Origin of the sequence: Lysinibacillus sp. RS10 (assembly GCF_041956855.1) — a bacterium.
In the GTDB taxonomy this organism is placed as follows: domain Bacteria; phylum Bacillota; class Bacilli; order Bacillales_A; family Planococcaceae; genus Lysinibacillus; species Lysinibacillus xylanilyticus_A.
In genome coordinates this window covers 735,638-762,019 of record NZ_CP167122.1, presented here as the reverse complement: position 1 = coordinate 762,019, position 26,382 = coordinate 735,638, and the positions used below count along the sequence as shown (strand labels likewise).

The 26,382-nt window shown below is 37.1% G+C and carries 24 protein-coding genes and 1 other RNA gene; 15 read left to right on the top strand and 10 right to left on the bottom strand.

The window, feature by feature from the left end:
* Positions 1-68: 68 nt before the first annotated feature.
* On the bottom strand, positions 69-4,379 hold the full coding sequence (locus ACB089_RS03905) for an Eco57I restriction-modification methylase domain-containing protein (RefSeq protein ID WP_374965376.1): 4,311 nt from the start codon (positions 4,377-4,379) through the stop codon (positions 69-71).
* The gene (locus tag ACB089_RS03900; RefSeq protein WP_374965375.1) at positions 4,372-5,127 is read right to left on the bottom strand and encodes a methylase; all 756 of its coding nucleotides are present in this window, start codon (positions 5,125-5,127) and stop codon (positions 4,372-4,374) included. Before ACB089_RS03900 ends, ACB089_RS03905 begins: the two co-directional genes overlap by 8 nt.
* A gap of 331 nt (positions 5,128-5,458) precedes the next feature.
* Between ACB089_RS03900 and ACB089_RS03895 the strand changes: the two genes are divergently transcribed.
* The 4 genes from ACB089_RS03895 (at position 5,459) to radC (ending at position 7,714) form a co-directional block, all read left to right on the top strand.
* Positions 5,459-5,674 carry a hypothetical protein gene (locus ACB089_RS03895; protein WP_374965374.1) on the top strand — a complete coding sequence of 72 codons (216 nt, stop codon included), beginning with the start codon at positions 5,459-5,461 and terminating at the stop codon, positions 5,672-5,674.
* Between the two features lie 2 nt (positions 5,675-5,676).
* A complete protein-coding gene (locus ACB089_RS03890) occupies positions 5,677-6,162 on the top strand; it encodes a hypothetical protein (RefSeq protein WP_374965373.1) in 486 nt (161 codons plus the stop codon).
* A complete protein-coding gene (locus ACB089_RS03885; RefSeq protein ID WP_374965372.1) occupies positions 6,159-6,938 on the top strand; it encodes a hypothetical protein in 780 nt (259 codons plus the stop codon). The genes ACB089_RS03890 and ACB089_RS03885 overlap by 4 nt, the downstream gene beginning before the upstream one ends.
* A 170-nt stretch (positions 6,939-7,108) precedes the next feature.
* Positions 7,109-7,714, top strand: coding sequence for a DNA repair protein RadC (gene radC / locus ACB089_RS03880; protein ID WP_374965371.1), 606 nt, complete (start codon positions 7,109-7,111; stop codon positions 7,712-7,714).
* Between the two features lie 226 nt (positions 7,715-7,940).
* Here radC and ACB089_RS03875 read toward each other — a convergent pair whose 3' ends face one another.
* Together ACB089_RS03875 and ACB089_RS03870 are read right to left on the bottom strand one after the other, a co-directional pair.
* Positions 7,941-8,300, bottom strand: coding sequence for a hypothetical protein (locus ACB089_RS03875; RefSeq protein ID WP_374965370.1), 360 nt, complete (start codon positions 8,298-8,300; stop codon positions 7,941-7,943).
* Positions 8,301-8,380: 80 nt separating this feature from the next.
* Entirely contained in the window at positions 8,381-9,433 is a 1,053-nt protein-coding gene (locus tag ACB089_RS03870) for a hypothetical protein (protein ID WP_374965369.1), read from the bottom strand.
* A gap of 227 nt (positions 9,434-9,660) precedes the next feature.
* Between ACB089_RS03870 and ACB089_RS03865 the strand changes: the two genes are divergently transcribed.
* The 3 genes from ACB089_RS03865 (at position 9,661) to ACB089_RS03855 (ending at position 12,002) form a co-directional block, all read left to right on the top strand.
* Positions 9,661-10,449, top strand: coding sequence for a hypothetical protein (locus ACB089_RS03865; protein ID WP_374965368.1), 789 nt, complete (start codon positions 9,661-9,663; stop codon positions 10,447-10,449).
* 21 nt (positions 10,450-10,470) lie between these two features.
* A complete protein-coding gene (locus tag ACB089_RS03860; RefSeq protein WP_374965367.1) occupies positions 10,471-10,731 on the top strand; it encodes a DNA-binding protein in 261 nt (86 codons plus the stop codon).
* 104 nt (positions 10,732-10,835) lie between these two features.
* Positions 10,836-12,002, top strand: coding sequence for a tyrosine-type recombinase/integrase (locus tag ACB089_RS03855; protein ID WP_374965366.1), 1,167 nt, complete (start codon positions 10,836-10,838; stop codon positions 12,000-12,002).
* A 133-nt stretch (positions 12,003-12,135) separates the two neighbouring features.
* Here the strand turns inward: ACB089_RS03855 and ssrA are convergent.
* The 6 genes from ssrA to secG all read right to left on the bottom strand — a co-directional run bounded on the left by ssrA (position 12,136) and on the right by secG (position 17,462).
* Positions 12,136-12,491, bottom strand: a transfer-messenger RNA (tmRNA) gene (gene ssrA, locus ACB089_RS03850).
* Between the two features lie 366 nt (positions 12,492-12,857).
* Entirely contained in the window at positions 12,858-13,322 is a 465-nt protein-coding gene (gene smpB, locus ACB089_RS03845) for an SsrA-binding protein SmpB (RefSeq protein WP_068986822.1), read from the bottom strand.
* Between the two features lie 102 nt (positions 13,323-13,424).
* Complete coding sequence (rnr, locus tag ACB089_RS03840; RefSeq protein WP_374965365.1) at positions 13,425-15,971, bottom strand: ribonuclease R; 2,547 nt, start codon at positions 15,969-15,971, stop codon at positions 13,425-13,427.
* A 37-nt stretch (positions 15,972-16,008) separates the two neighbouring features.
* Positions 16,009-16,755 (bottom strand): alpha/beta hydrolase, encoded by a 747-nt coding sequence (locus ACB089_RS03835; RefSeq protein WP_374965364.1) that lies wholly within the window; start codon positions 16,753-16,755, stop codon positions 16,009-16,011.
* A gap of 165 nt (positions 16,756-16,920) precedes the next feature.
* Complete coding sequence (locus tag ACB089_RS03830; RefSeq protein WP_374965363.1) at positions 16,921-17,076, bottom strand: hypothetical protein; 156 nt, start codon at positions 17,074-17,076, stop codon at positions 16,921-16,923.
* Between the two features lie 158 nt (positions 17,077-17,234).
* Entirely contained in the window at positions 17,235-17,462 is a 228-nt protein-coding gene (gene secG / locus ACB089_RS03825) for a preprotein translocase subunit SecG (RefSeq protein WP_374965362.1), read from the bottom strand.
* Between the two features lie 294 nt (positions 17,463-17,756).
* Here secG and ACB089_RS03820 point away from each other — a divergent pair, with 294 nt between their 5' ends.
* The 8 genes from ACB089_RS03820 to dltD all read left to right on the top strand — a co-directional run bounded on the left by ACB089_RS03820 (position 17,757) and on the right by dltD (position 26,358).
* Positions 17,757-18,995 carry a transglutaminase domain-containing protein gene (locus ACB089_RS03820; protein ID WP_374965361.1) on the top strand — a complete coding sequence of 413 codons (1,239 nt, stop codon included), beginning with the start codon at positions 17,757-17,759 and terminating at the stop codon, positions 18,993-18,995.
* Between the two features lie 304 nt (positions 18,996-19,299).
* Positions 19,300-19,584, top strand: a complete 285-nt coding sequence (locus tag ACB089_RS03815) for a hypothetical protein (RefSeq protein WP_374965360.1) — start codon at positions 19,300-19,302, stop codon at positions 19,582-19,584.
* Positions 19,585-19,888: 304 nt separating this feature from the next.
* A complete protein-coding gene (locus tag ACB089_RS03810; protein ID WP_374965359.1) occupies positions 19,889-21,544 on the top strand; it encodes an alkaline phosphatase in 1,656 nt (551 codons plus the stop codon).
* A 552-nt stretch (positions 21,545-22,096) separates the two neighbouring features.
* Positions 22,097-22,234: a teichoic acid D-Ala incorporation-associated protein DltX gene (locus ACB089_RS03805; protein ID WP_374965358.1), complete on the top strand. Its 138-nt coding sequence runs from the start codon at positions 22,097-22,099 to the stop codon at positions 22,232-22,234.
* Between the two features lie 18 nt (positions 22,235-22,252).
* Positions 22,253-23,725 (top strand): D-alanine--poly(phosphoribitol) ligase subunit DltA, encoded by a 1,473-nt coding sequence (gene dltA / locus ACB089_RS03800; protein WP_374965357.1) that lies wholly within the window; start codon positions 22,253-22,255, stop codon positions 23,723-23,725.
* Positions 23,722-24,885 carry a D-alanyl-lipoteichoic acid biosynthesis protein DltB gene (dltB, locus tag ACB089_RS03795; RefSeq protein WP_374965356.1) on the top strand — a complete coding sequence of 388 codons (1,164 nt, stop codon included), beginning with the start codon at positions 23,722-23,724 and terminating at the stop codon, positions 24,883-24,885. Before dltA ends, dltB begins: the two co-directional genes overlap by 4 nt.
* A 67-nt stretch (positions 24,886-24,952) precedes the next feature.
* Positions 24,953-25,186 (top strand): D-alanine--poly(phosphoribitol) ligase subunit 2, encoded by a 234-nt coding sequence (dltC, locus tag ACB089_RS03790; protein WP_068986831.1) that lies wholly within the window; start codon positions 24,953-24,955, stop codon positions 25,184-25,186.
* Entirely contained in the window at positions 25,183-26,358 is a 1,176-nt protein-coding gene (dltD, locus tag ACB089_RS03785; protein ID WP_374965355.1) for a D-alanyl-lipoteichoic acid biosynthesis protein DltD, read from the top strand. Before dltC ends, dltD begins: the two co-directional genes overlap by 4 nt.
* Positions 26,359-26,382: the final 24 nt, after the last annotated feature.

The following is a 26,382-nucleotide window of genomic DNA, read 5'->3' as shown; positions in this document are numbered from 1 at the left end:
TTATTTTAATCAGTATCAATGCTCTTCAGTAATAACATACTGTTCAATCTAAATAGTCCTTTTTGTAGCTACATAGTTTTTATTCTACTTTCAATATGGCTGATTTCTTCACCAGATAAACCATATTTTTTATACAACTGATTTTCCAACTCTTGTACCGTAACTGACCAATCAATATCAGAATCGTTAGAAAAATCTTGTATAGGAACAAATCTAAAAGTCCTAGATGTAGCGTCCTGACTACCCTTTGCTAAACTATGAAGGTATCTAGCGAATCTTGTTTTAAGATACTTTGAAAGGTTATTGCATGATGCTTCATCTAAGTCTAAACCTGCCCCAATTACAAGATATGATTCTGTACAAATTGTTTTTGGTGCTCCAACAAAAGTGTTCAAATTGTCATCATTTAATTCTGTACCTATATTATTTGCTCGGGGAGTATATAATTTCCAAACATCAATCCACTCAGGGCGAACTGTAACCTCATCTCTTTCAAGATACCCAATTACTTTCCCTTTTCCGTAACATATAATTGAATCAGCCAATCCTGAACTTGTTGGTCGGAACTTCTCATCATTTGTAAAATATCCTCTAAAGCCAAATGGTCTAAGTGGTGAAATATAGTTGAGCATAATTTCAGCATTTTCATCAGCAAATACTTTAGCAAGAATAGGAACTGACTTTCCATCACGAACAAAAATGTTAGTGCCTTCGATTTTCATTGGTCTAATAACATCATCAATGACAGCATTATTTTCGTGAGTTACAACTCGTGTAAGGTTTTGACTATTGTCGTAATTTTTATCCCACAAGAAATAACAAACGCCACCACGAATATTAGTATTAGGGAAAATATCTTCAGGAGTTAACCAGTCGTGAAGCTCACGAAGATGAATATCGTTAATCATTTCATCTCGGAAATCATCAAGACCTTTCCCTCCTGCATACCAACGTGTCGGCATGATGAATGAAACTAATTCTGGATTTAGTTCTTTTGCCAAACGAACAAAATGGTGATAGATCGGGCTAGCACTTGCTTGCGCCCCACCATCCATTTCTTGATATGGTGGATTACCAATAATTACATCAAACTTCAAATTCTCATCTCCAAAAAATTCTAGTAATTTCTCTTTCGCTTCATCTTTTTTTGCATAATCGGTTAAATCACATTGAACAATATTTTTGCTCGAAATATCTTTAAAATCAGCAAAAATGTAATTTTTCACAACGTTGTAAATGATGTTACTTGGTGCACACGCGTAAACTTGATTTTCGAGAATCCACTTAATTCGCTCTTCAGAATTTGGAATTTGTTCTTTCAATCCCTCATTCAAGCGTTTCACGATTTCAGTGATATAAAGTCCACTTTTCGTATATAAATCAATGAATTTAACATTATATTTGCTGAAAATACCTGGGTTATTTTCTGCAACTAAATCCACCATCAGGTTCACTACTCTTCTAGGAGTGAAAATTTGGTTTGTCTGTTGTGGAGGAATATAATCAAAAATATCCTCGGTAAGCGTTTCATCAAAATAGTTTGACAATCTATTCTTCGTATTGAAGAATTCTTTGATACTAGCGTTAAATACTACCTCATTGAATAGGCCCGGAACTTTACGGTTTTTCCCACCTTCGTCTACATAGTCAAAACCATCACGTAGTTTCTTGAACTCATCTATGCTAATACTTGTTAATTCCTCAAAGGTTGGTTCATCAATGTTTTCTTCAAAACTAGCCAAAGTCGTATCATCATCACCATAAGCCATAAGAAACGCAGGAATAGTCCTAGCAAATCCACGTAAGTGATCCCGAACATCATCCTCAGTGGTCTTTTTCTTCTTCTCTTCCACTTTGACAATTTCTTTTTCGACTGCAGTTTCAACCGTTGCACTTACTTCTATATTAAGGTTTTCAGTGAACGTTTTTTTAACTTCAACCTTTTTCTGTTCATATTCCGTTTTTAGTTGTTCTACTTTAACTTCATCATGAGCTACTTGGGCGGTTTGAATTTGTTCCGTAAAATTGTGTTCGATTTCTTGAACTTGACTGTGATACGTTTCTATACTTTCTTGAACCACGGCTTTAATTGCTGAAGTTACTTCATTTTTTGCTTTATCCGTTTGAGTTTTATTCAGGTTGAATGTTCCTTTCAACTTGCTGAACCCTTTATCTATAGTGTCTTTGATTTCTGTAGTAATAGTTGTAACTTCAGGTATTTCAGGAATATCTGTTTCAATAACCGTATAGATTGCGTCTCCAAATATATCTTTCGTATGGTTAATTACAATGTCTATAGGAACATCAACGTTTCCATCATCATCAATCATCGGGGTTGTTACGTTGACTTCTCTACGGTCAGCCAAACGCTTATTCTTTTCAGGCTTAATCTTATCTAAAATTTCCTTGAATGGTGAATTCCCACCAAAAATACCTGCAATATTTGCAAATAAAAGGTTACTCATAAACCCGCGTTTAACTACCTCTGTTGAAGTGATATGTGTTGGAATAGTTAAGACTTCAGTTGCGTCCAACTCGTGCATATTACCTTCTTCATCTTCCCCAATAACCGGGAAGAAGTTCAATAGCTTTTTAATCTTCTTCTTGCGCTCCTCACTCGTTTTAGAGCTACCACTTGATAAGTTATTAGCGAATTCGTCAAAAAGCAATAGTGTACGTTCTGGAGCGAAATCGAAGATATATGCGTTTTCTTTCCTATAAAGCTTACCGTCCTGAACAAACTCATAAGCGTTTTGGGCACGAAATGCGGCTTGGAAATATAAACTAGGCGACTTAATATTGCTAAGCATAAGCACCGCAGACCATTCAGGAATTGTGATACCAGTTGTTAGCTGACCAACGGATAACGTTATTGATTTTTTGTTTTCAGAAATTGCCTTTTTAACCTTATCAAAACTCTTCTCATTCTTTTTGTAATCCTGTCCTTCTTCTCCAAGGTTCGGATCATTGATAACACTTATTCCGTCACCAGCCGCTAGTACAATCTTATACTCACCAAAAACAGGGTGAGATATCAACAACTTTTCAAGTGCTTTCGCAGAGTTAACACGAGGTAAAAGCCAAAAAGTATGGTTTAATTCACCCCTATGTTCATCTGTAGAGAAAGGAAACTTACCTGAAGATAGGTTATCAAGGAATTTTTTCACGCTTGCTTCATACTCAAACTTGCCGTCTTCTTTAACCCTAAAGAACTCATTCAAGTCAAAAGCGTAATCAACATTTATATCATCATCTAACGTTAAGCCTGTAGACACCCGATCCTCAACCATCTTGCTCATTTGATAAGTGAATAAGCTTAGTGTCGGCAAATTTTCGTATGGGTTACTTCCAGTTGTATAATCCCAATTTGTTTTTGCTTCTTGTTCATCGACATACGACCAATTGAATATTTGATTTTCATTAAATTTGTTGTTTGCCAATGCCTTGAAAGGTGTACCTGACAAGTGTAAAGTGAAGTTCCGTTTAATGTTATCAAACGCTACATCTGTTTTTAGAGTATCAACGCCCTCATGTGCTTCATCAATAATTAGTAAATCCCAATTTAGTTGACTCACCCATTCAAGTTTTTCATAGCTACCACCCGCAAATCTAGCACCTTTCAAGTCTTGGAGTGAAATGAATGTAATTTGTGAAGGGTTCTCAAGGTCCGTAGAACTTAAAAAATCTATGTAGTCTGCACGTGATAATGCCTTGTTTTTCAACGCATCTGTTTCAGAAACAAATTTCATACCTATTTCTTGCCAAGAAATAAATTTCCTAAAATCATCAAACCACGAGTTTGCTATAGCAGGTCTGTTAGTTACAATCAATACATTGGTTGCTTTAATTTTTCTAACAAAATCATACGAAGTCAATGTTTTCCCAAAACGTGGTTTGGCATTCCAAAGAAATTCTTTTGGTTGTTTATCACTATTGAAATAATCAATAGTTTTCTGAACCGCCTTTCTTTGCTCATCTCGAAGCATATAATCTGAACGGTTTTCATCAATTTGAACTTCATCGTAATCACAATTAATATATTTATCGGTCAGAATTTCCGCATTTTCTGGAGTTCCATTAAAGTAGAACCATTCATCTGCATGACCATTAAAATCCTTTTTCTGTATACCGTTCTGCAGAAGGAAACGATGAAGTGCCTTATCATGAAACCATGTACCATCTGATTTTTTTGCTGTTTTTTCAAATAGAATATTAGGTTTAAGTCCTGCTGTTCCAACTTGTTCAAAAATACGTTTTCTGACCTGCCTATTCGTATCACCAATTTTTATATAACCATCATGAGTAGGAACCTCAGGCAAGGTATAGGCATATATTTTCAATTCCAAATTTTCATATGGTTTAATAATCGTTTTATTCATCGACTTCCTCCATCTCTTCCTTATAAACATCAGTTATTTTTACAGGAACATATTTCATTCGCTTTTCTTTGGGTTTATCAATTTCATCATAGAAGTCAAACAAATCAAGTTGCACGTCTCTTAATGCATGAACTGAAGTCTCTCCACTTTCTTTTTGCACACCATCTAGAAGGTCATTAATTGTATATTCTGTGCGTTTAATTTTGATTACCTTAGCATCCTTTCGAATATTAATAGGCTGCCATTCACTGAAAATGATTGGATTTCCATTCGCAGATAATTTTGTTAAAAAGTTTCCCTGTGCAATATTTTTAGAGATAATCAATTTCGCACTATCAAGGACGATGTTTTTTACTTTTGCTCCATGAATTTGTGCTTGCTGATAATATGTCTCGTAATAGACTTGATACATATGCATTACACATTTTTGAGCGTTATCTTCTAGCAACTCAATCCCATACAACGTTGATAACGCTAATAGTGAATAGTTCTCAAATCGAGTTAAATCATCTCCATAATTCTCAGCTACCATTTTCATTTTTCTTTTTAATACTCCAACGAGGAATACACCTTCCCCAGCAGCAGGTTCAAGAAAAGTGGAAGTTAAGTTTTGGCATGCTTCACGAATGTTAGGCATATCAAGCATTTTTTTAACAATCCTTTTTGGCGTGAACACCTCGCCATGATTCTGCACGCGTTTTTTACTTTTAATTATTTTTTCATTAGCTGATTCAGATAAATCACTCATCTATTTGTACCTCCATTCACAAGCAATTTGTTTCATTATCAACAACAAGTAGCTTGGAAATATATCTATTCACTATTATACAACTTACTTTGTATGTACGGACAATTAACCACAAATAGTTCTCTACAAAAATCTAAACGTTTTGAAAATCATGTATATTTTCTCTAAGCACCTGGTCACTTATATATCAAAGGGGGTACCTGTGTTTCATGCCCCACCCCTCTACACATAAGTCGTTATGTATCCATTTGGATATGTAGCGGCTTTTTTTGTGTTACAGCGAAAAGAGGCGTAGTGAGAAGAGCGCCAGTATTGAAAGGAAGTGAAAACGATGAATAAAACATTGTTGCGTATTTTAGTTCGTGCGAAGGAAGTAAACAAATGGGTTGCTACTAAGCATCTTGTAGAATTCTCATTGCAGCGTTCGATTCTGTTGCATTTAGAAGATCAAGGGTTGTTATTAGTACATCGTCATCAAGAAGAAGGCACTCTCATCAAGTTGACGGTGAAAGGTTATCACCAATATAAAAATGTATCGGAGGAATAAACATGTTAAGACGATTCAAACACCTTGTTCAAGCATCGTCGTTAGAAGATGGTGTTGATTTAACAACGAAAGAAATAAAAGAGCTTCATATGGATTTAACGCATCAACTTCACTTAGTTGAGGAAGCAATTCTGCGTGCTATCGACCGAAATAATTACACATTGTTTTCTGACTTAATCATTGAACGAAAGAGAATTCACGTTGTTATTGATACTGTAGAAACGACACTCGATCAAACACATCGACGTCGTTTCTTTTCGTCTACAGCCGTTGCTACATTGTCGACAAAGCTCGATGATTCACTATCATCCATCAACAACACATCAAGAAACATCACTGGCACTGTCATCAACCGCGCTGCAAAAGGATTAGCGTATAGTTCTCAACTTAGCGAAAAAATGCAACATGCGCTTCAACAATCATCAACGCGTCTATCTCAATTATCAGAGCAAATCATTCATCAAACAAAGGAACGAAAAAACAAATGAAACAACAAAAACAAGAATCTGCAAACAACGTCGTTCATCTACAAAAGGAAGCAACAACAAATCCATCGTCGACATCGACACTACCTGATTTAATCATTACGTCAACAGAAGCAAAGAAACGTATAGACAAGCTTCAAGAATTCGTCAAGGCATCGATGGTGCGCGGTGTCGATTATGGCTCAATCGATGGTTTCTCGAAGCCTACATTATTAAAGCCAGGAGCTGAAAAGTTATGTGATGCATTCGGCTTCTCTAAAACTGTCGACGTCATCAACCGCATTGAGCAATGGGATGTTGGGATTTTTTCTTATGAAGTACGTGTAACATTATCAAATAAGGAAACAGGTGTCGCGGAGGCTGAAGGGATTGGCTCATGCAATAGCAAAGAAGCTTCTTTCCGTTATCAAGATCCATTTACAATCGTCAACACACTCTTGAAGATGGCAAAGAAACGTGCACTGATTGACTCTGTATTATCTGCTACAAGAGCATCTGGGCTATTTACGCAAGATATTGAGGACTTTCCTAAAACAGACCGTAAAGGAGGTGATGCCCCAGCTACTAAGCATCAATTAACAACACTATTCCGCATCGTTAAACAAATGGATATGTCTAACGGTGTAGCAAAGGAGATGATGAAGATTAAGTTCGACGTCGACAAAAGTATCTTGTTGACGAAGCAACAGGCACATGAATTTATTCAAGATCTGTTATTACTGCAATACGCTCAACAACATGGTAACGAAGCTGTCATCGACCATATTCAACAACAGTAAAACCCATCCATTGCATACGCAGTAGATGGGTTTTCGTATGTGTAGATTCATTTCGCAGATGCATCTACACGCATAATTATCGTAATTCAATTTTAACACACACAAGGGAGTGGCGTCGACGCTGCTCCTTTTTGCATTAAAAAAACTTATACAAATCGGAGGAATTAATTATGACTACAATCAACGAAAACAATTTCAAATCATTAATTGCATCGACATTACGTGAAAAGGAAGATGGCTATATCCTTTCAGAAGTCTTCACTCGTTACCCATCAATCCAAGAATTATTGGATGTGACGGAGGAAGAACTATTAAACATTAAAGGCATCGGTAAAGTAAAAGCACAACAAATCATCGCAGCACTTCAATTAGCACGTATGAACCCAGTAACAACTGAACAACGTTTTCGTATTCGCTCTCCACAGGATGCGTATGACTACTTAAAAGATATGCAGCACCTTCAACAAGAGCATTTTGTTGTACTAGGATTAAATACGAAAAATGAGGTAACATTCCGTAAAACAATCTTTATTGGGTCATTAAATGCATCTATCTGTCATCCACGTGAAATCATGAAAGAACTAATTAAACGTTCATGCGCTAGTGCAATCCTGTCACATAATCACCCTTCGGGGGACACGGCACCCTCTCCAGAGGATATTCAAGTTACTGAGCGATTAATAGAAGCTGGTTTAATCATCGGCATCGACATTGTCGACCATATCATCGTCGGCTCAAACAAATATCTGTCCATGAAGGAAAAAGGATACTTCTAACAAAAACGCATAAAAGAGGCTGCGTCTTCTCGCTGCCCCTTTTATAATTTTGTATATTGGGCTTAATTTAAACAGTTAAATCAAATTTGCTTCCAGTACCAGTTAAAATATCGACTTTTTAATATAATCATGTGATTTTTAGTACAATCAGACAAATTATCACGAACAAACGTTTCACACTTCTTACTCTATCTAATTGTAACATTGAAAAAATTATTTTTCCCTATCAGTTAGTATAATTAAGTTTTCTATTTTTCATTTCAATGCGATCTTTTTCCATAACATAAATGCGTGCAGGTTGTTGATACTCTATATCATTAATACCCTTATTGAACATGTCTAAAATAAAACGTTCATACTGATATACCATGGCATCAAAAATCTTTTCTGCAAGAGTATTATCATGTAATTCAACATACAAATTGTGCCCATCATTATCTGAAAGAGTTATAATGTATTGATTTCTTTTGCAACCACGCTTTAATTTAACGTTTACAAGACTCAATACTGCATCAATTGATACTCTTGCTATTGCATAAGTATCATATTGTGGAAATGTATCAATTATTTCAACGGTAACATTCATTACTACACCACCTAATCTATTTAGTGCTTTGTTTTAACGCATTGAACATCCATTTCTTTAATGCTAAAATTCAATTATATTCATTTAACACTGGCTGTCTTCTGTTCCGCAAAAACAGGAGCAGTCATTTTTTGTTTCTTTATAACATTTAGAGGAGGAAGTATTACATCACCAATTAATATTTCATCAATCCCTAACAGTTCTCTTAACTTTTTCACATTTTTCCAATAGGATGATTCAGCGTATTTTTGTCGACACCCTTTTTTCCCACTTACCAACCACTCTGTTACAAATGCTATCAAAGAAGATTTCGATCTTATACCTAGGTTCGGCAAACTATTAATCTCATCTATTATTTGTTGATGTGAAGTATATTTTACCCCTTTACTTAATCCATTTCGTTCTAGAGACTTTTGCAACACATTTCTTGCGTTACCAAATGTTAAGATTTTAGTTGCTAACCTATCTCGATTGATACTTCTTAACTCATTGTCAGAAAGCTCTACTTCAAATCTTAGTATCCCTTTAGCCAGCTTTAGTTGTTGGTTTTTTTCGGGGTAGTTTTTTTGTTGTCTAATCTCTGCCTCTTTATCATAAAATTTCTCTTTTCTATTCGAAGCCTTCCATTCCACAGTTTCAATATTGGAATCTCCAACTGTGAAGTATAATTTCCTCTTGTATTTAGCAATTGTACAAGTTGAAATTGCTTTTAAATAAGATTGTTTGAGATCTCCAACATTGAAATTTTTGCATATATGAACCTTTTCCGCCGTCCATAGATTATCATGAGGTATTTTGGATTCTAGCATCCCTAATTCTTTCGCTAGATACCTTCTTATCTTTATATAGAATCTAGGAAGATCACTTTCCCTAATTTCAATCACATTTGTACCATAAAGAAACTTCGGTATAGAGACTTCTACTTTTAACCAAGCTTTTGAAATATCATCTCTCTTATATGTATACCGAATAAAAGGACTTCCACTAACTCTATTCTTATTAATGACTTTGAAAGTCGTTTTTGAAGGATTATTATTTGTTTTATCCTTTGAGTCGGAATCCGTCCATTGAACATTTTCTATTTCTTGCTGTGTTAGAATTATGGGTATTCCAAATTTAACTGTATCGAACAAAATACTTCACTCTCCTTGAGTAGATAGTTGTGCACGTATTACAGAGAATTGTGAATTCCATAATTCTTGTAATAGGAGCTATTTTGCATTTTCATTTTAGTCACCTCTCTTTCACATTCCTGATTGAAAGCATATCACACACAAATTTAAAATTTCAATACCCCTTTTCAAATTTTTAATTTAATGTTATGATTCGTTCATCATAAAAAAAAACGGAGGAAAAATAAATGCAAAAGTTCACACTAGTTCAAACACATTTATCTGAACTGGCTAATTTGTCACTCGGAAAAAGAATAAGATTTATTCGAGAGCAATTACAGAATGAATTTGGAAATGTATTTAGTGGAAAGAGTGTAACAAATCGAATTCAGCTCATCTCACCTTCAACTCTAACTATGATTGAAAAAGAGAAAGCAAAAGATGTATATTTTGGGGTAGTTAGTGCATTAGCTAAAGACTTCGGAGTAGAAATTAGATTATTCACTGATGAGTTTTACAACGAAACTCTACCCATCAGTATTGATTTGATACCTGCATGTCTCAACTTAAATGAAAAAGAAAGTTCCTTATCTGACGCAATTGGAAATTCAAAACAAAACGAGTTACCAGGAAGTAATCCTCTACTTGAAAGCTCAAATATAATTAAAATACAAATCAGCAAAGTAGCAACAAACTTAGATGAACAACAAATGTTTTCATTTAAGAGCCAAGAGAAATTTTCTCAACAACAATTATTTTCACTACTGTCTACAGTGATAAATCATATTAACACTTTGGATGTTTTGATTAATCCCGTACTTAAGAATAAACAACAATTCAAAGATCCATTAAAACTAGCAACGGAATATATATTTCATGCTGAAAATTCTCTTGCTGCATTCCCATGGTATGACTATGAGAAAAAGGTATCTTTTGAGAACCAACTACACACAGAAGCGGTTACCTACACACAGTTTTTACAGCAAAATCTCGATAAGGAATTAGAAGTAAATTTAAACGAAGAAAGTACAAAATAAAACAATACAGGGGCAATGAACATGATAAATACTTTCAAAACTACCGAACCATATATCGAAGAATTAATCATAAATGTAGTGAACCAAACATTAAAAACAGCAAAACAGACTTTCGCTATTAACGAATGGATGTCCTTAAAAGAAGGGGCAAAATACGCCGATGTTTCTTACAACACGTTTATGAAGTTCCGAGGAATGGGCTTGAAGATTTCAGAGGTTGATGGAGTTAAACGCGTTTCGCGAAAAGAAATCGATCAATTTTTAGAAAGTCATAGCTTTTAATTGTTAGCGAGAGGATTTACCTTGCGAATCGATTATAATGTCGATAGAGGGTAAATCCTCTCCTTTTATATCTTGCCCCCGCAACGAATATAGGAGGAATATTTATGACTAAAAAGAATTCGTCATCAATCACAAGCTACCAAAACAAATACGGTAAAACTTTGTATATGTTTCGTGTGTATTTAGGTGTAGATGAGTTAACAGGCAAAGCTAAAACTACAACTCGCCGTGGCTTTAAAACTAAAAAGGAAGCTGAACTAGCACTTAGCAAAATTAAAATTCAAGTTTCTGAAGGAACATATAGATCATCTAGAGCAGAAACGTATCAAGATGTATATGATCTATGGATTGTTCAATATGAGAAGACTGTTGAGGAAAGTACTTTTGTAAAAACAGTAGGATATTTTAAAAATCACATTTTGCCTAGTATGGGTAACTATCGGATTGAGAAGATCAATATTGCTGTTTGTCAAAAACATTATGATGAATGGGCTGCGAAGGTTAAAAAAGCTAGAACAATTAAATCCTATGCTAAGAAAGTTTTAGATTTTGCGATTGTTCACGGCTATATCGAAAATAACCCATTTAATCATGTTGAAACGAAGGTAAAACAAGTTTATGTTGATCCAATCGATGAAGAAGAAGAAAATTTTTATTCTCGTGAAGAGTTGGTTACATTTTTAAATAATGCTGAAATTCACTTGGATTATAAAGCATATGCTCTTCTTCGATTAATCGCTTATACTGGGATGCGTAAAAGTGAAGCATTAGCACTTACTTGGAATGACTTGAATTTAGTAGATAATGTGTTGACGATAAACAAAGCCATTGGACGCGGGAAAAATACTCAACTATATTTAAAATCTACTAAAACTGGTAAAGCCAGAACAATTAAAATAGACGACACTACTGTATCCATTTTAAAGGAATGGAAGAAACTCCAAATACAAAAGTATTTTAAATTTGGTATCAATACACTTCAAAAAAGCCAATTAATTTTTAGTAATAAGGACAATACATTTATTCAACCTGGCCAAGTTCAAAAGTGGATGTACAGCGTGCAAAACAAATTCTCAATTAAGAAGGTATCTCCTCACGGACTTCGTCACACTCATTGCTCTCTTTTATTTGAAGCCGGTGCGAGTATTAAAGAAGTACAAGATCGTTTAGGACATTCAGATGTTAAAACAACATTAGACATATATACTCACGTTACTAAGAAAGCAAAAGAAGGTGCTATTCAAAAGTTCGTAAGCTATTTAGAGGGTTAATTCATTGACTCTCATTTGACTATAAATTGACTATTTTCAAATGAATCCAGATGAAATCGAATGAAAATTAAAAAGTGCCAAAACCCCTGTATATCAAGGATTTTGACACTCATTGAAATCGTATGATTCCATAAAATGGAGACGGCGGGAGTCGAACCCGCGTCCAGAAACTCCAATACTTCAGCTTCTACGCGTGTAGTTTGCCTATTTACAATTCACGTAACATTATGCCGACAAACAGGCGTCCTGTACGCTAACCTGGAAATCTCTTGTCGGTGACTCAGGTGGCACCATCGACCGTATCCCACTAAAGTTGGGCCCCACGTTCTCTACATGGGCGATAGAGAGGCAGAGCGCTTAAGAGCTTACGCTGCGAAAGCTAAGTTTTGTTGTTTGCCAGTTATTATATAACTTCCGTTGATGACGGAGCCGAGACCTCCGACGCGCGACCAAAGCTTGAACCATCCCTGTCGAATCCGTAACGTCCCCTTGATGATGAATCGAAGCACGTAGCCTCGTTCAAGTAAAGGAGCTAGAATTTCTTCTAGTACGGTGGGAGCTAAAAGTACGCTTCCATGTAATCTGGCAATCAGTAATTCATATTATAAAACAAATCTTGCTATAGTTCAAGTGTCCCGCTACGATAGAAAAAATTGGCTAGCTCAACATGATTTGCTTATCTCATAATTATCAATTATTCATTCAAAATTGACTGCCTTTAGAACTCGCCCTGAGAATTCTATGCGTCAGTTTGTCATTTCTATCATCGCCTCAACTGTTCTATCCATCTCTCCTCAAGTTCTATCTACAAAAAGCTCACCATCCGAAAATAGTGAGCTTTCTAACAATCTATTATTATTGGTTTTTCGCTTTGAAGGCGCGTTCTATGTCACGTTTTGCTTCTTTTTTACGCATGTCATTGCGTTTGTCGTAATCCTTTTTCCCTTTGCCGACGCCGATTAATAGCTTGGCGTAGCCGTCTTTAATGTACATTTTTAATGGGACAATTGTGTAGCCATCGCGCTTTACGGCACCGACTAGCTCGCCGATTTGCTTTTTATGAAGCAATAGCTTGCGGGCGCGCAGTGGGTCGTGGTTGAAGCGGTTGCCTTGTTCGAATGAGCTGACGTGCATATTGTTGATCCATGCTTCACCGCTGCGGATTTGTACATAGGATTCTTTTAGTTGGACCCTTCCTGCACGGATGGATTTAATTTCTGTGCCGGTTAGCACCATGCCCGCTTCGATTGTCTCTTCAATGAAGTAGTCGTGCCCGGCTTTTTTGTTTTGTGCTAATACTTTCCCAGTACCTTTTGCCATATAAATTCACCCTCTACTTAAAGGATAGCAGGGATAACCTGCTTTATTATTGATTAAGCGAAAGCACCCGTAAAGTGATCATTGGTGCTTTCGCCTTTGCTTTTATTTACGTTTTGTTTTTTTCTTTTTGTTTTTCTTGGCGACGCCCTCGTAGAACTTTTGCTTTTGCTTCACGCCTTTTTTAGGGCCTGGGCTTGAACCATCTTTGCGGCGTCCTCGTGGATCACGGTCGTTTTCACGTCGCTCTCCTTGTCCGCCTCGTCCTTCTTCATCGCGACCTCTACGACTGCCACGTCCGCCTCGTTCTTCTTCGTTGCGACCACTGCGACTGCCACGTCCGCCTCGTTCTTCTTCGTTGCGACCACTGCGACTGCCACGTCCGCCTCGTTCTTCTTCGTTGCGTGCGCCTCTGCGATTGCCACGACTACTACGATCGCCCTTGTTCTCGTTGTAATTTTTACGGGCGTGAATAACAGTAGGTGCTGCTTTACGAGTTCGTCCATACGACGTTACCATTCCAACGATTTCAAAGTCAATCGATGACTCCTCAATAATAACATTCGCTACACGTACCGTTACTTCATCTCCAATACGGAATTGACGATTTGTACGTTCACCAATCATAATCATTTGACGGTCATCAAAACGATAGTAGTCGTCTGTCATATTGCTAATATGAACAAGTCCTTCAATCGTATTTGGAAGCTCCACGAAAATCCCGAAGTTGGTAATAGATGAAACGATCCCTTCAAACTCCTCACCAATTTTATCGGACATATATTGAGCCTTTTTCAGTGCGTCTGTATCACGCTCTGCATCGACAGCACGGCGTTCACGCTCTGAAGTATGATCCGCAATTTCATCCATTGCCATGCTCCACTGTGCAACTGTTTCTCTCGATGTATCTTTATTAAGTAAATACGTTCGAATTAAACGATGCACGATTAAGTCCGGATAACGGCGAATCGGTGACGTAAAGTGTGTATAGAAATCAGTTGATAAACCAAAGTGGCCTAAGCTTTCCGGATAATATTTTGCCTGTTGCATCGAGCGTAGCAGCATCGTTGAAATCACAGGCTCCTCTGGCATGCCTTCAATGGCTTTCAATACATCCTGTAGTGCTTTCGGATGTACTGTATTTCCTGTCCCTTTAATTAAAATACCGAAATTCGTGACAAATTCAAAGAAGCGTTGAAGCTTTTCTGGCTTTGGATCTTCGTGAATACGGTATAGGAACGGTACATTCATCCAATGGAAGTGCTCTGCTACTGTTTCATTCGCTGCTAGCATGAAATCTTCAATTAATTTCTCAGCTACTGTACGTTCACGTAATTCAATATCAACTGGCCAGCCATCTTCGTCCACGATTACTTTCGATTCTTTAAAGTCAAAGTCAATGGCACCACGCATTTGACGTTTGTTCCGTAAAATGTTAGACAGCTCAGCCATATGTTTAAACATTGGTACAAGCGGCTCATAGCGGGCCATTAACGCCTCGTCCTGCTCTTCTAAAATTTTGTATACATCTTTATATGTCATACGTTCTGTCGTTTTAATGACACTTTGGAAAATTTCATGTGAAACGACATGACCATTTGCATCAATAATCATTTCACAGGATAGTACTAGTCGATCAACCTGTGGATTTAATGAACAAATACCATTCGATAGTCGATGTGGAATCATTGGAATAACGCGGTCAGTTAAATATACACTTGTTGCACGATCATACGCTTCAATATCTATTACAGAGCCTTGAGTTACATAATAACTAACATCTGCAATATGTACACCAAGTTTATAAGTACCGTCGACGTTTTTCGTTACGGTAACAGCATCATCCAAGTCCTTTGCATCAGCACCATCGATTGTCACAATCGTTTCATGGCGTAAATCACGGCGCCCTTCTAAATCTGCCGCTGTAATTTCATCTGGCACACTTTGTGCAGCAGCAACCACTTCTTCTGGGAATTCAGGTGGAATGTCATGCTTATATAAAATAGATAGAATGTCGACACCTGGGTCATTTTTGTGCCCTAAAATTTTCGTGATATAGCCTGTAGCTGATTTTAAATCCTCTGGCCAAGTAGCTACCTCAACGACAACTTTGTGACCATCGACAGCTCCTAATGTATCACCCTTCGCAATGAAAATATCCATCGGTAGTTTTTTATCGTCTAGCACAACAAAGCCAAAGCCTCGATTTGCTTGGAACGTCCCGACAAAGCTTGTTTGTCCACGTTCTACTACCTTTGTTACTGTTCCTTCACGTCGATCACCGAATGATTCCTTCAACACACGGATCAGAACGATATCGCCGTTAATTGCACCGTTTACTTCATGCGGTGGAATGAAAACATCATCCATTCCTTCAATATCAGGTGCGACGAAGCCGAAGCCTTTCGCATGCCCGATAAACTTACCTCGAAGTAAATTCATGCGCTCTGGTGAACCATAACGATTAGAGCGGGAACGAACAACTAAGCCTTGCGCCTCCATGCGCACTAACGTTTTCACTAGTTCTTTAAATTCGTCAGCATCCTCAAAGCCAAATACGTCCTCGATTTCGCCAACTGTTAATGGTTTATACTCTTCTTCACCGAAAAAATCGAGTAAACGACTTTGTAGTGAATTATTTTGGTCTTTCATATATTTCCCTCCTTCATGAGAAAATCCTTCTTATAATTTATTGTGCCCAATTTAGGCTTTCTAAAAAGTGATAAATATCTTCATGTAACTGATCTTTTTCTTGATCTAACGTAATAACATGTTTTGAGTTTTCATACCACTTGATTTGTTTTTCAAGTGACTCAGTTTGATTATATATAATGTTGGCAGATTCTGTCTCAATTACCTCATCATTTGTCGCTTGAACGACAAAAATTGGTGCATAAATCATGTCAATTTCCTGACGTGTACGAGCAATAAATTCTCGCAACTCTTGTAGAGAAGGCATGCCCTTTTCAGCAATTAACGAAACTTCAGCTTCGATTTGCTCTTCGTCTTTACCTTGGAATTTTTTGTAGTCCCTTGCATATTTCAGTACACCTTCGAACATAATGTCCGTTGTGCGCATCGTCATTGGGGAACACATTGTCACGATCCCTTTAACTGGATTATTAAGCGCAACGTTTAATGCCATCACACCACCCAATGACAGTCCAGCCACAGCAATTTCCTGATAGCCCGCTTCCTGTAGCTGTTTGTATGCGGCTACGACATCCTGCCACCAATCAGCAGGACCTTTTGTGATGAGTTCTTCCGGTTCCACACCGTGACCTTTATAATGAGGTGCTAATGTAGTATACCCTTTTTTCTCTAAAAATCTTCCGAGCATTCGCACATCTGCCGAGCTACCTGTAAAGCCATGCAGTAATAAAACGGCTCGTGAACCTGCTTGAAAGAAAAAAGGCTGTGATAATGATTTTTTCATTGCGAGCTCTCCTTCATCCTTATACATACTATTACCATTATAGCCATACAGAAGCTTCCTCAAAAGCTTTGGCGATTGTTACTTTTTTTATGAGGTTTTATCGGTTAATTTCATGGATCTTTTTGGCATTCCGATAGTCTTTCTGGCATTTTGAGGATGCTTCCATCATTTTGGCTCTTCTATCCACGGTTTTGGCTCTTCTATCCACGGTTTTGGCTCTTCTATCCACGATTTCGGCTCTTCTATCCACGGTTTTGGCTCTTCTATCCACGATTTCGGCTCTTCTATCCACGATTTCGGCTCTTCTATCCACGACTTCATGGGTTCTATCCACGATTTTGAGAATTCTATCCATCAGGCTTTCCCTGCTCCGCGCCGGGTATTCACTTTACTAAACTAACTATGTATTGGTGTCCAAATAATTAGTACTATAAAAGAAAACGCCCAACCAGTAAGGTTAGGCGATATATCTTCAACTATTAGATTTTTGTAATAGCGAGTGCTAAAATAAAGAATAATATTGCTAACACAACTGTTGCACGATGAAGGATCAGATCCATACCGCGTGCTTTTTGCTTTCCAAATAGTTGTTCAGCTCCACCCGAGATGGCACCTGACAAGCCTGCACTTTTACTTGATTGAAGTAATACTACAACGATTAACGCTATTGATACGATAATTAATGAAACTAATACTACTGAATGCATCCACTGCACCTCCCGAACTTCGAACATCACAACAAATTACATTATAACAAAAAAAGGTTCCCTTGACAAACTGAGATTAATAAATAACCTTATTTTTCCCATATAAGTTAGTTTTAGAGCCGTTGCCATAACGTGAGGTTGATTTCCGTTCCGACTTATAAATATGGCATACGTTTTAATAAAAATATCATTTCTATCATTTGGTGATGAATCTAGTTTTACGAAAAATAGTATAACACCTCCCCAACACATTAACCTATAATAGTTAAAAATGTAATATTAATGGGGGTAAATATGAAAAAGTATGTATGGCTGATTTTTTTGCTTATTCCTTTAAGCTTGCTTACCGGTTGTTCAGCTACGATCAAGGCAATCGATGCACTAATAGAAGAGGAACCTGAACCGAGAGAAGAAGCCTTTACGGAAGACAAGCAACCTGCTAGCAAAGCACCGTCGGCCGATTTTACAACGGACGATCTTTTTTCAACGACATTATTCAAAGAAGATCCTGCTTTGCTTCAATTTTCAAAGAAAGTTGAAAAGGGAATATCAAAATTTGAGCCAAATTTTAAAGTATTGTATAGAGGAAAATTAGATTGGGATACATTTGAAGTACAGCTAAATGATTTGATTAGCTTAATTTCCTTTGTTAACCCTTATACTGCAGGATATATTGAAAGCGCTACATGGGAAGCAATGGAAAGGGATAACGGTTACTTAGTCGAATTTAACTTTACATATTACACAGATGCCGAGCAAGAAAAGATTGTTGATTCGTATGTTAAAGATTTTGCTAATTTGTATATCACAAATGACATGGATGACTTTAGTCGTGCAAAAACCGTTAATGACTATATCGTACAACTTGCCACTTATACTGAAGAAAGTGAGTCTTATGGTCAATCAGTTTATGAATTAATCAGTGAAGAAACTGGGGTTTGTCAAGCTTACGCATTATTAGCCTATCGTTTATTTTTGGCGGCAGGTCTCGACACAAAATATGTCTATGGCTACAGCGATAATCAGCTTCATGCATGGAATTTAGTAAGTGTTGACGGTAATTGGTACCATATTGATACAACTTGGAATGATGTCGATCCGGATGAGCCTTACGCTATTTCCTACGCATATTTTTTAGTGAATGACGAAAAACTAAGTGAAGATCATCTATGGGTAAAGGAAAACTATTTTGCTGCTACAAGTAATGCTTACGACTTTATGCATGACATGTGGTACGCAGATACCGTTGGAGACGTTATTTATTATAATAGCATGGCCGATAGCATGGTATACGCCTATAACGTAGCAACAAAACAAACTGCACGAATTACTGAAACAGCCTGCTACTACTTAGCTGCTTTTGACGATGTGATTTATTGCAGTGATTATGACAATGCAGGCTATTTAACAGAGATTAATGTAAACGATGGCTCAGAGGAAGTGTTATTAGAGGAGGAAGTTCTAAATTTATTCGTTGATGATGATGGTGTTTTATTTTATGAAACCATCGACGGTGAGGAACATTCTTTCTAGCCAAGCCATAAAAATTACCCAAAGAATCTGCGAACTTCCATCAATGGATAGTAAGCAGATTCTATTTCTCCTTCAATACTTCTTTTTAAATGCCTCTTTCATTTTTGGCCCATCATCAAAAGTTATGGATAATATTTGTTAAAACCTATGACATGTAAATTAGGTTGATTGGAGTGGAGACTGGGCGATTCCTTGGGGATCAGCGATAGAGGAACAAAGGCTAAGAGCATCACGTCCTGTGATAACGCCTTCGTGACCTACATCGTGTAGGCCCAAGCGGCTCATCAGACGCCCCCAGGAAGCTTTGCTCTGTGCGACAGCAACAAATGTTTTATCTGTGCGAAAGCGAAGCGTCAGCAACAAATGTTTTATCTGTGCGAAAGCGAAGCGTCAGCAACAAATGTTTTATCTGTGCGAAAGCGAAGCGACGGCGGCAAATGTTTTATCTGTGCGAAAGCGAAGCGACAGCAACAAATGTTTTATCTGCGCGAAAGCGAAGCGACAGCGGCAAAGCGCCCAGCCGAAACGGAAATCAACCACACGTCTTGGTGATGAAGATCATTTTTACAATATACCCACAATTTGTTAACAATTTATTAATCCTACCTTTACAACCTTCCTTTACACTTATTTATGGATTAACCAAAAGGAGGAAAATTATGAAATACTAGAAAAAATAGTTCATAGCTTTAACAACTTTACATATCATCTATTATGTCCATTGCCATCTTTTTCTTAATTATCCAAAAAATATGATTTCTCATCTCTTTTAACCTGAGGTACTGTACCCACATACCACTATTTCGAGATGGTTTTAATGTCAATGGAAAGCAACTTTTAGTAAGTCACCAATAGGAAGATAAACTTTTAACAAAACATAGAGGAGGAAAATCATGAAATACTCAAAAAAATGGAGTTCATTATTTTTAGCAAGCGCCCTTACTTTATCGACATTTAGTATCGCTCAACCACAAGTACAAGCAGCTGAGGTAGAAAAACCAACAAAACCAACTAATGTTATTATGCTCGTGATGGATGGTAGTAGTAATAATGCCGTGACACTTTCTCGTTGGTACAAAGGTGGAAACTTGGCCATGGACGAAATTTTATCAGGTGGCGTACGTACGTATTCTGCTGAATCAGCAATTACAGACTCAGCTCCTGCCGCTACTGCGTTAGCAACTGGTCATAAATCCAATGATAAATTTGTCGGTGTGTTACCAGCTACGGTTAGTTCACCTGGGCTAGAGCAAGTTGCTAAAGAGGATGCCTTTAAACCTGTAGCCAATGTGTTAGAAGGGGCGAAACAACAGGGCAAGGCAACTGGAATAATTTCTACTTCCGAAATTCAACATGCGACACCAGCAGGCTTCTCTGCACATGCTACTAATAGAAGCCAATATGATAACATCGCTGAGCAGCAAGTTTATCAAAACATTGATGTTGTGTTAGGTGGCGGATCGGAGTCACTGACGCCAGGCACAACAAAAAATGCTCGTAAAGATGGCGAGAATTTAGTGAATGTCCTAAATGAAAAAAATTATGACTTCGTCAAAACGCGTGATGAGCTCCTAAATAGTACTTCATCAAAAATTTGGGGAAGCTTTGCTCCAAGTGCTCTTGCCTACGATTTAGATCGTGCTAAAACTAGACCAACTGAGCCAACGCTTGCTGAAATGACTGGTAAAGCTATTGATACCCTTAAAAAGGATGAGGACGGCTTCTTCTTATTTGTAGAAGGCAGTAAAGTAGACTGGGCAGCTCACAGTAATGACACAATCGGCATAATTTCCGATATTTTATCGTTTGATGATGCTGTCAAAGAAGCCGTTGATTTTGCAAAAGAAGATGGCAATACAATGGTCATTGCTGTTACAGACCATGGTAATAGTGGTATTACGATGGGTAATGCTAACACGTCAAGTACTTACTCTAGCATCCCTGTATCTGCCTATATCGACCCTCTGAAGAAAGCTACGATGACAGTTGAAGGTGCGCTAAGCCAATTAAAAGAAGATAAATCAAATCTTGTAGAAGTCGCGGCACTTTATGGATTAGATGATTTAACGGAGGACGAGCTTGCAACACTAAAATCGGCTAAAGACATCGGCGACGAAATGGTAAAAATGCTTGCAAATCGTGCAAACATTGGCTATACAACGGGTGGGCATACTGGTGAGGATGTATTCTTATACTCATACGGACCATCTAAAATTACAGGACTTGTCGAAAACACAGACTTAGCACATTCAATGGCACAGTTTATGGGCTTTGATTTAAACAAACTTACTGATGATTTATATATCCCAGCTACAAAAGCATTCAAAGATAAAGGCTACACAACTAAAATTGACTTAGCTGACAAAGAAAACCCTAAGTTTATTGCACAAAAAGATGATGTAACGTTTACAATCCCAGTGAATAAAAACACGTTGATTTATGAGGATGCATCAACAAAGACGACAAAGACTCATACGTTTGACACAATCAATGTCTACAACGGCACTGAATTTTACGTTTCAAAAAAAGTTTTAAATGTAATCAAATAATAATTGGGGTGCTATCATAAATTGAGTTGATTAACTTATGATAGCACTTTTCTTTTTGCTCAAATATGGATTGCAACAGCCCTCAAAAGATCGCCAATTTCATCATCTTCCCACTATTCCCCCTCCTTTCATTTCATCATTACAGCTGCTGCTCTTAAAAAATACCAACATTTTTCATTGAATTTACTTTGATTTTACTTTTATTTATTAAGCTTAATATAACGGAAGAGCTGGACCGGAAATCAGCCCCATGTTATAGTGATGAGCCATCTTTTTAGGTGCAGACGAAGATGGAAAAATGACTTTAATAAACCAATTTCTTAGCTTCATTTTAGGACACTTTTCCAAAACCTTAAATTTTCCTTAAACTTTTCTTATGGTTTAATGAATATTTTGAAATTCAGCAACATTTTTCTCCACATTCCGTCAAAACAGTGATAAAAATTTAATAAAAGGATAAAAGGTTACTTAAAATAACTTGAAAAAATATCTATTTCTTTAGTATATTTACAAAGTTATAGTCTTTTTTTATTTATAATTGGAGGTGGACAAATGCAATCCATCAAAAATAATGAGCTTTTTCGTTTTATAGGCTTTACGCTATTTTATTTCCTCATTATGGTGCTCTTGTTTCTTATTCATGGCTTCCATGATATGAACGCAGGACCATTTATATATACGGAATTTTAAGAAAAGGAGATCTAAATTATGTTAAGTATTTTAGAGGCTATTCAAAATGTGGCACATGAACACCCACATCGAACTGCATATCAAACCAATAATGAGTCCTTAACGTATGGTGAGCTTTGGCATCTATCTGATTGTGTAGCACACTATTTAAAAGCTCTTGATTTAAAAAGGCAACAACCCATTGTCGTCTATGGGCATATGTCACCTTTACAAATTGTTGCTTTTTTAGGTGCTGTAAAGGCTGGGCATCCTTATGTACCTGTTGACTCGTCTACACCGTCTGAAAGGCTACAAATCATTATAGAAGCGTCTCAGGCTTGCTTACTACTTAAGACTGAAGCATTAAGCACGCACCAGTCCGTTCCTGTAGTAGAGGTAAGTGATATAGTGACTCAAACTACCAACATTTCAACACAGCCTTCAACATGGGTTCAGGAGCAAGAAATTCATTATATTATTTACACATCTGGTTCTACTGGTAAACCAAAGGGTGTCCAAATTACAGCTGATAATTTAGCGCACTTTGTTGCTTGGATGCATGAACACTTCCCCTTACAAGAATCTGGTGTATTCCTAAATCAAGCGCCTTACTCCTTTGATTTATCTGTAATGGATTTATATCCTGCACTCGTTAGTGGGCAGACGCTTTACGCGATCACGCAAGAGCAAATTGCTAATCCGAAAGCGTTATTCGATTCATTAGCTACTTCTGGTATTCGAGTTTGGACTTCCACACCTTCCTTTGCAAAAATTTGTTTAATGAACAAAGAGTGGCATCAAGCGTTAATGCCTTCTTTAAATACGTTTTTGTTCTGCGGAGAGGTTTTACCAATATCCTTAGCAAAAGAATTAAAGCAACGCTTCCCACAAGCATCTATTTTTAATTTATATGGTCCTACTGAAACAACCGTTGCCGTATCTTATGTAGAAGTAACAGCGGAGCTTTTGGAGCAATTTGATCAATTACCAATCGCTCCTCTATCTGAGCCTAATCTATCCTTGCTAGAAGATGGCGAGATTATTATTTCTGGACCAACTGTTAGTGCAGGCTATCTTGGGGCGCCTGACTTAACACTTACAGCCTTTCCTACAATAGGGGATCAACGTATTTATAAAACTGGGGACATGGGTTATGAAAAGGATGGTTATCTGTTCTTTGCAGGACGAAAAGATTTTCAGGTAAAATTGCACGGTTATCGTTTAGAAATCGAAGAGATTGAAAAACAAATTGGCAATCTTCCACCTGTTTCTAGCTGTGTTGTTATCCCTATCTATAAAAATGATGAGATTGTTTCACTAAGTGCTTATATTGTTCTTCGAGAGCCTTTAACAGACTCTGCCTTCAAAATGACGAAGCAACTGAAAGCCTTGTTATCGGATTATTTACCATCTTATATGATTCCGAAAACATTCAAATACATTGACACTTTACCTTTAAATACTAACGGTAAAGTTGATCGTAAAGGATTGGCGGTTATGGAGACAGTATGACGCCTTTTGGAAATATAGGTTTTTTCATCATCATTGGTATTCTGTTATTGCCAACAATTATTTTAGGGCTACGTGGAAAATCAGCTAAAGGCTATAATATCTTTATTTCGATTATCGTTTTAGCAATTATTTTTGGTCACTCCCTTAACGGCTCAATTTCTCTTATACTATTTACACTATTTCAGTTAGTATTAATCATCGCTTACCAAAAATATCGATTACAGAAGAATAGCACTTCCGTATTCGTAATCGCTGTGCTCTTGTCCATTTTGCCGCTTGTACTTGTGAAGGTTCTTCCAATACTTGGTCTTAAAAATTTATTCGGCTTCTTAGGGGTATCCTATATCACCTTTAAAGCGATCCAAATGATTTTAGAGACACGCGATGGCTTAATTAAGGATAAAATTTCAGCAGTGGAGCTTGCCTATTTCTTACTGTTCTTCCCAACTGTATCTTCGGGACCGATCGATCGTTGGCGACGCTTTTCTAAAGATATGCATACAGTGCCGTCTGGTGAAGACTATCAAAAGCTACTGTTAAGTGGGATCAATTATATATTTGTAGGCTTTTTATATAAATTTATTTTGGCTTATTTAATATACAACTACGCACTTATGTATTTACCAAATCATACGTATAACTATTTGACACCTTTTCAAGGGCACTTAGCGTATATGTATATGTATAGTTTTTATTTATTTTTCGATTTTGCGGGCTATAGTGCTTTCGCTGTTGGTGTCAGTCGCATTATGGGGATTCAAACGCCTATTAACTTTAACCGTCCATTCACAAGTCGAAATATTAAAGACTTCTGGAACCGCTGGCATATGAGCCTTTCATTCTGGTTCAGAGATTATGTCTATATGCGCTTTGTGCTTTGGATGACGAAGAAAAAATGGATTAAAAACAAATATGCAATTTCGTATCTTGGCTTCTTTTTACTTTTCTTTTTAATGGGGATTTGGCACGGATTGGAATGGCACTTTGTTGTCTACGGTCTCTACCATGCCTTATTGATTATCAGCTTCGATAAATTTGAACGCTGGAATAAAAAGCATAAGTTTTGGCCGAAAAATAAATGGACACATGCAATAGGCGTGTTTATCACTTTTAATGCAATTTGCTTTGGCTTCTATATTTTTTCAGGAACATTATTTTAAACAACGGCTTGTTATTATGAATCATTGCTAAATAACACAGCCTATACAATAAAGGAGAATTATTATTATGGATAAACAACAAGTTTTAGAAATGTTAGTAGAGTTATGCGAGGACGATATTGTTTCAGAAAACCCAGATATCGATTTATTTGAAGAAGGACTTCTTGATTCATTCGGTACGATTAATTTATTAGTTGAAATTGAAAACCGCTTTGACATCTCAGTGCCAATTACTGATTTTAACCGTGAGGAATGGAACACGCCAAATCGTATTGCAGCGAAATTAGCTGAAAGACAATGATTAAGAAAGGCTTTTTATCACTTTTAATTGCGTTTGTTCTTTTTGCTGCCTTTTTATTCTTCCCTAACTCCTGGATCAAAGCTTGGATTTCAGATGAAGATGTAGAGCAGGTAAAAACCAGTATGTCTCCGTTAGTGTTCCAAGGTATGTATTACCAGGAGCGGATGTTGCAGGAGCCTAATTCCTTGCCTTTATATGGCTCCTCAGAACTAAATCGTTTTGACCCCTTCCACCCATATAATTATGCGCGAGCTACGGATGCCCCGTATACGCCGTTTATGATTGGGCGAGGAGGTATGCAGTCGATTACACACTTTTTAAATTTTGCTGCACAGGAGAACAATTTAAAGGATAAAAAAATTGTATTCATCATTTCTCCTCAATGGTTTACGAAAAAAGGAATGGATGAATTACATTTTTCTCCTAACTATTCGATGTTGCATGCCTACGATTTAGCATACAATAAGGACATTGATGAAGAGCTTCGAAATCGAGCAATGAAACGGCTTTTAGAATTCGATACAGTAAATCGAGATCAACTGTTAAAAACGATTTATGAGTATAAATTATCTGACGGGAAGAAAAGACCTGTCGTTGGACGCCTTGCCCTGATGGCTGGTCGTGTTCAAAAGGAAATGCTAGAGAAAAAAGATTTGTATTACTCCATTTTCCCGCGAGAGTCTCATAAATTAAAAAGTAATGACAAACTAGTAACGAATCAAACATTTGAGCAACAATTGCAACATGCTGAGGAATATGGCGACAAACGTGTATCCAATGATTTAATGATTGAAAATAAATTTTATAAACGGCTTGTAAATTCGAATTTATCTAAGTTTGAAGGTATGCGAAAGGACGAAGATTATACGGATTCACCCGAATATGAGGATTTACAGTTAGTCATTGATGTGTTAAAGGATGCTGGTGCAAAGCCACTATTTATCTCTATTCCGGTCAATGGTCATTGGTATGACTACACGGAATACCCTGAGGAACGTCGACAAAAGTATTACGCAAAAATGGAGCAGATCTTAACGGATGCGAATGTTCCATATGTTGACTTCTCTGACCATGAATATGATCCGTATTTTATAATGGATACGATTCATATCGCATGGAAAGGCTGGGTATATGTAGACCAAGAGCTAGACAAATATTGGGAACAGCAATAACAAGCAAAGAGACAGTCTAACGTG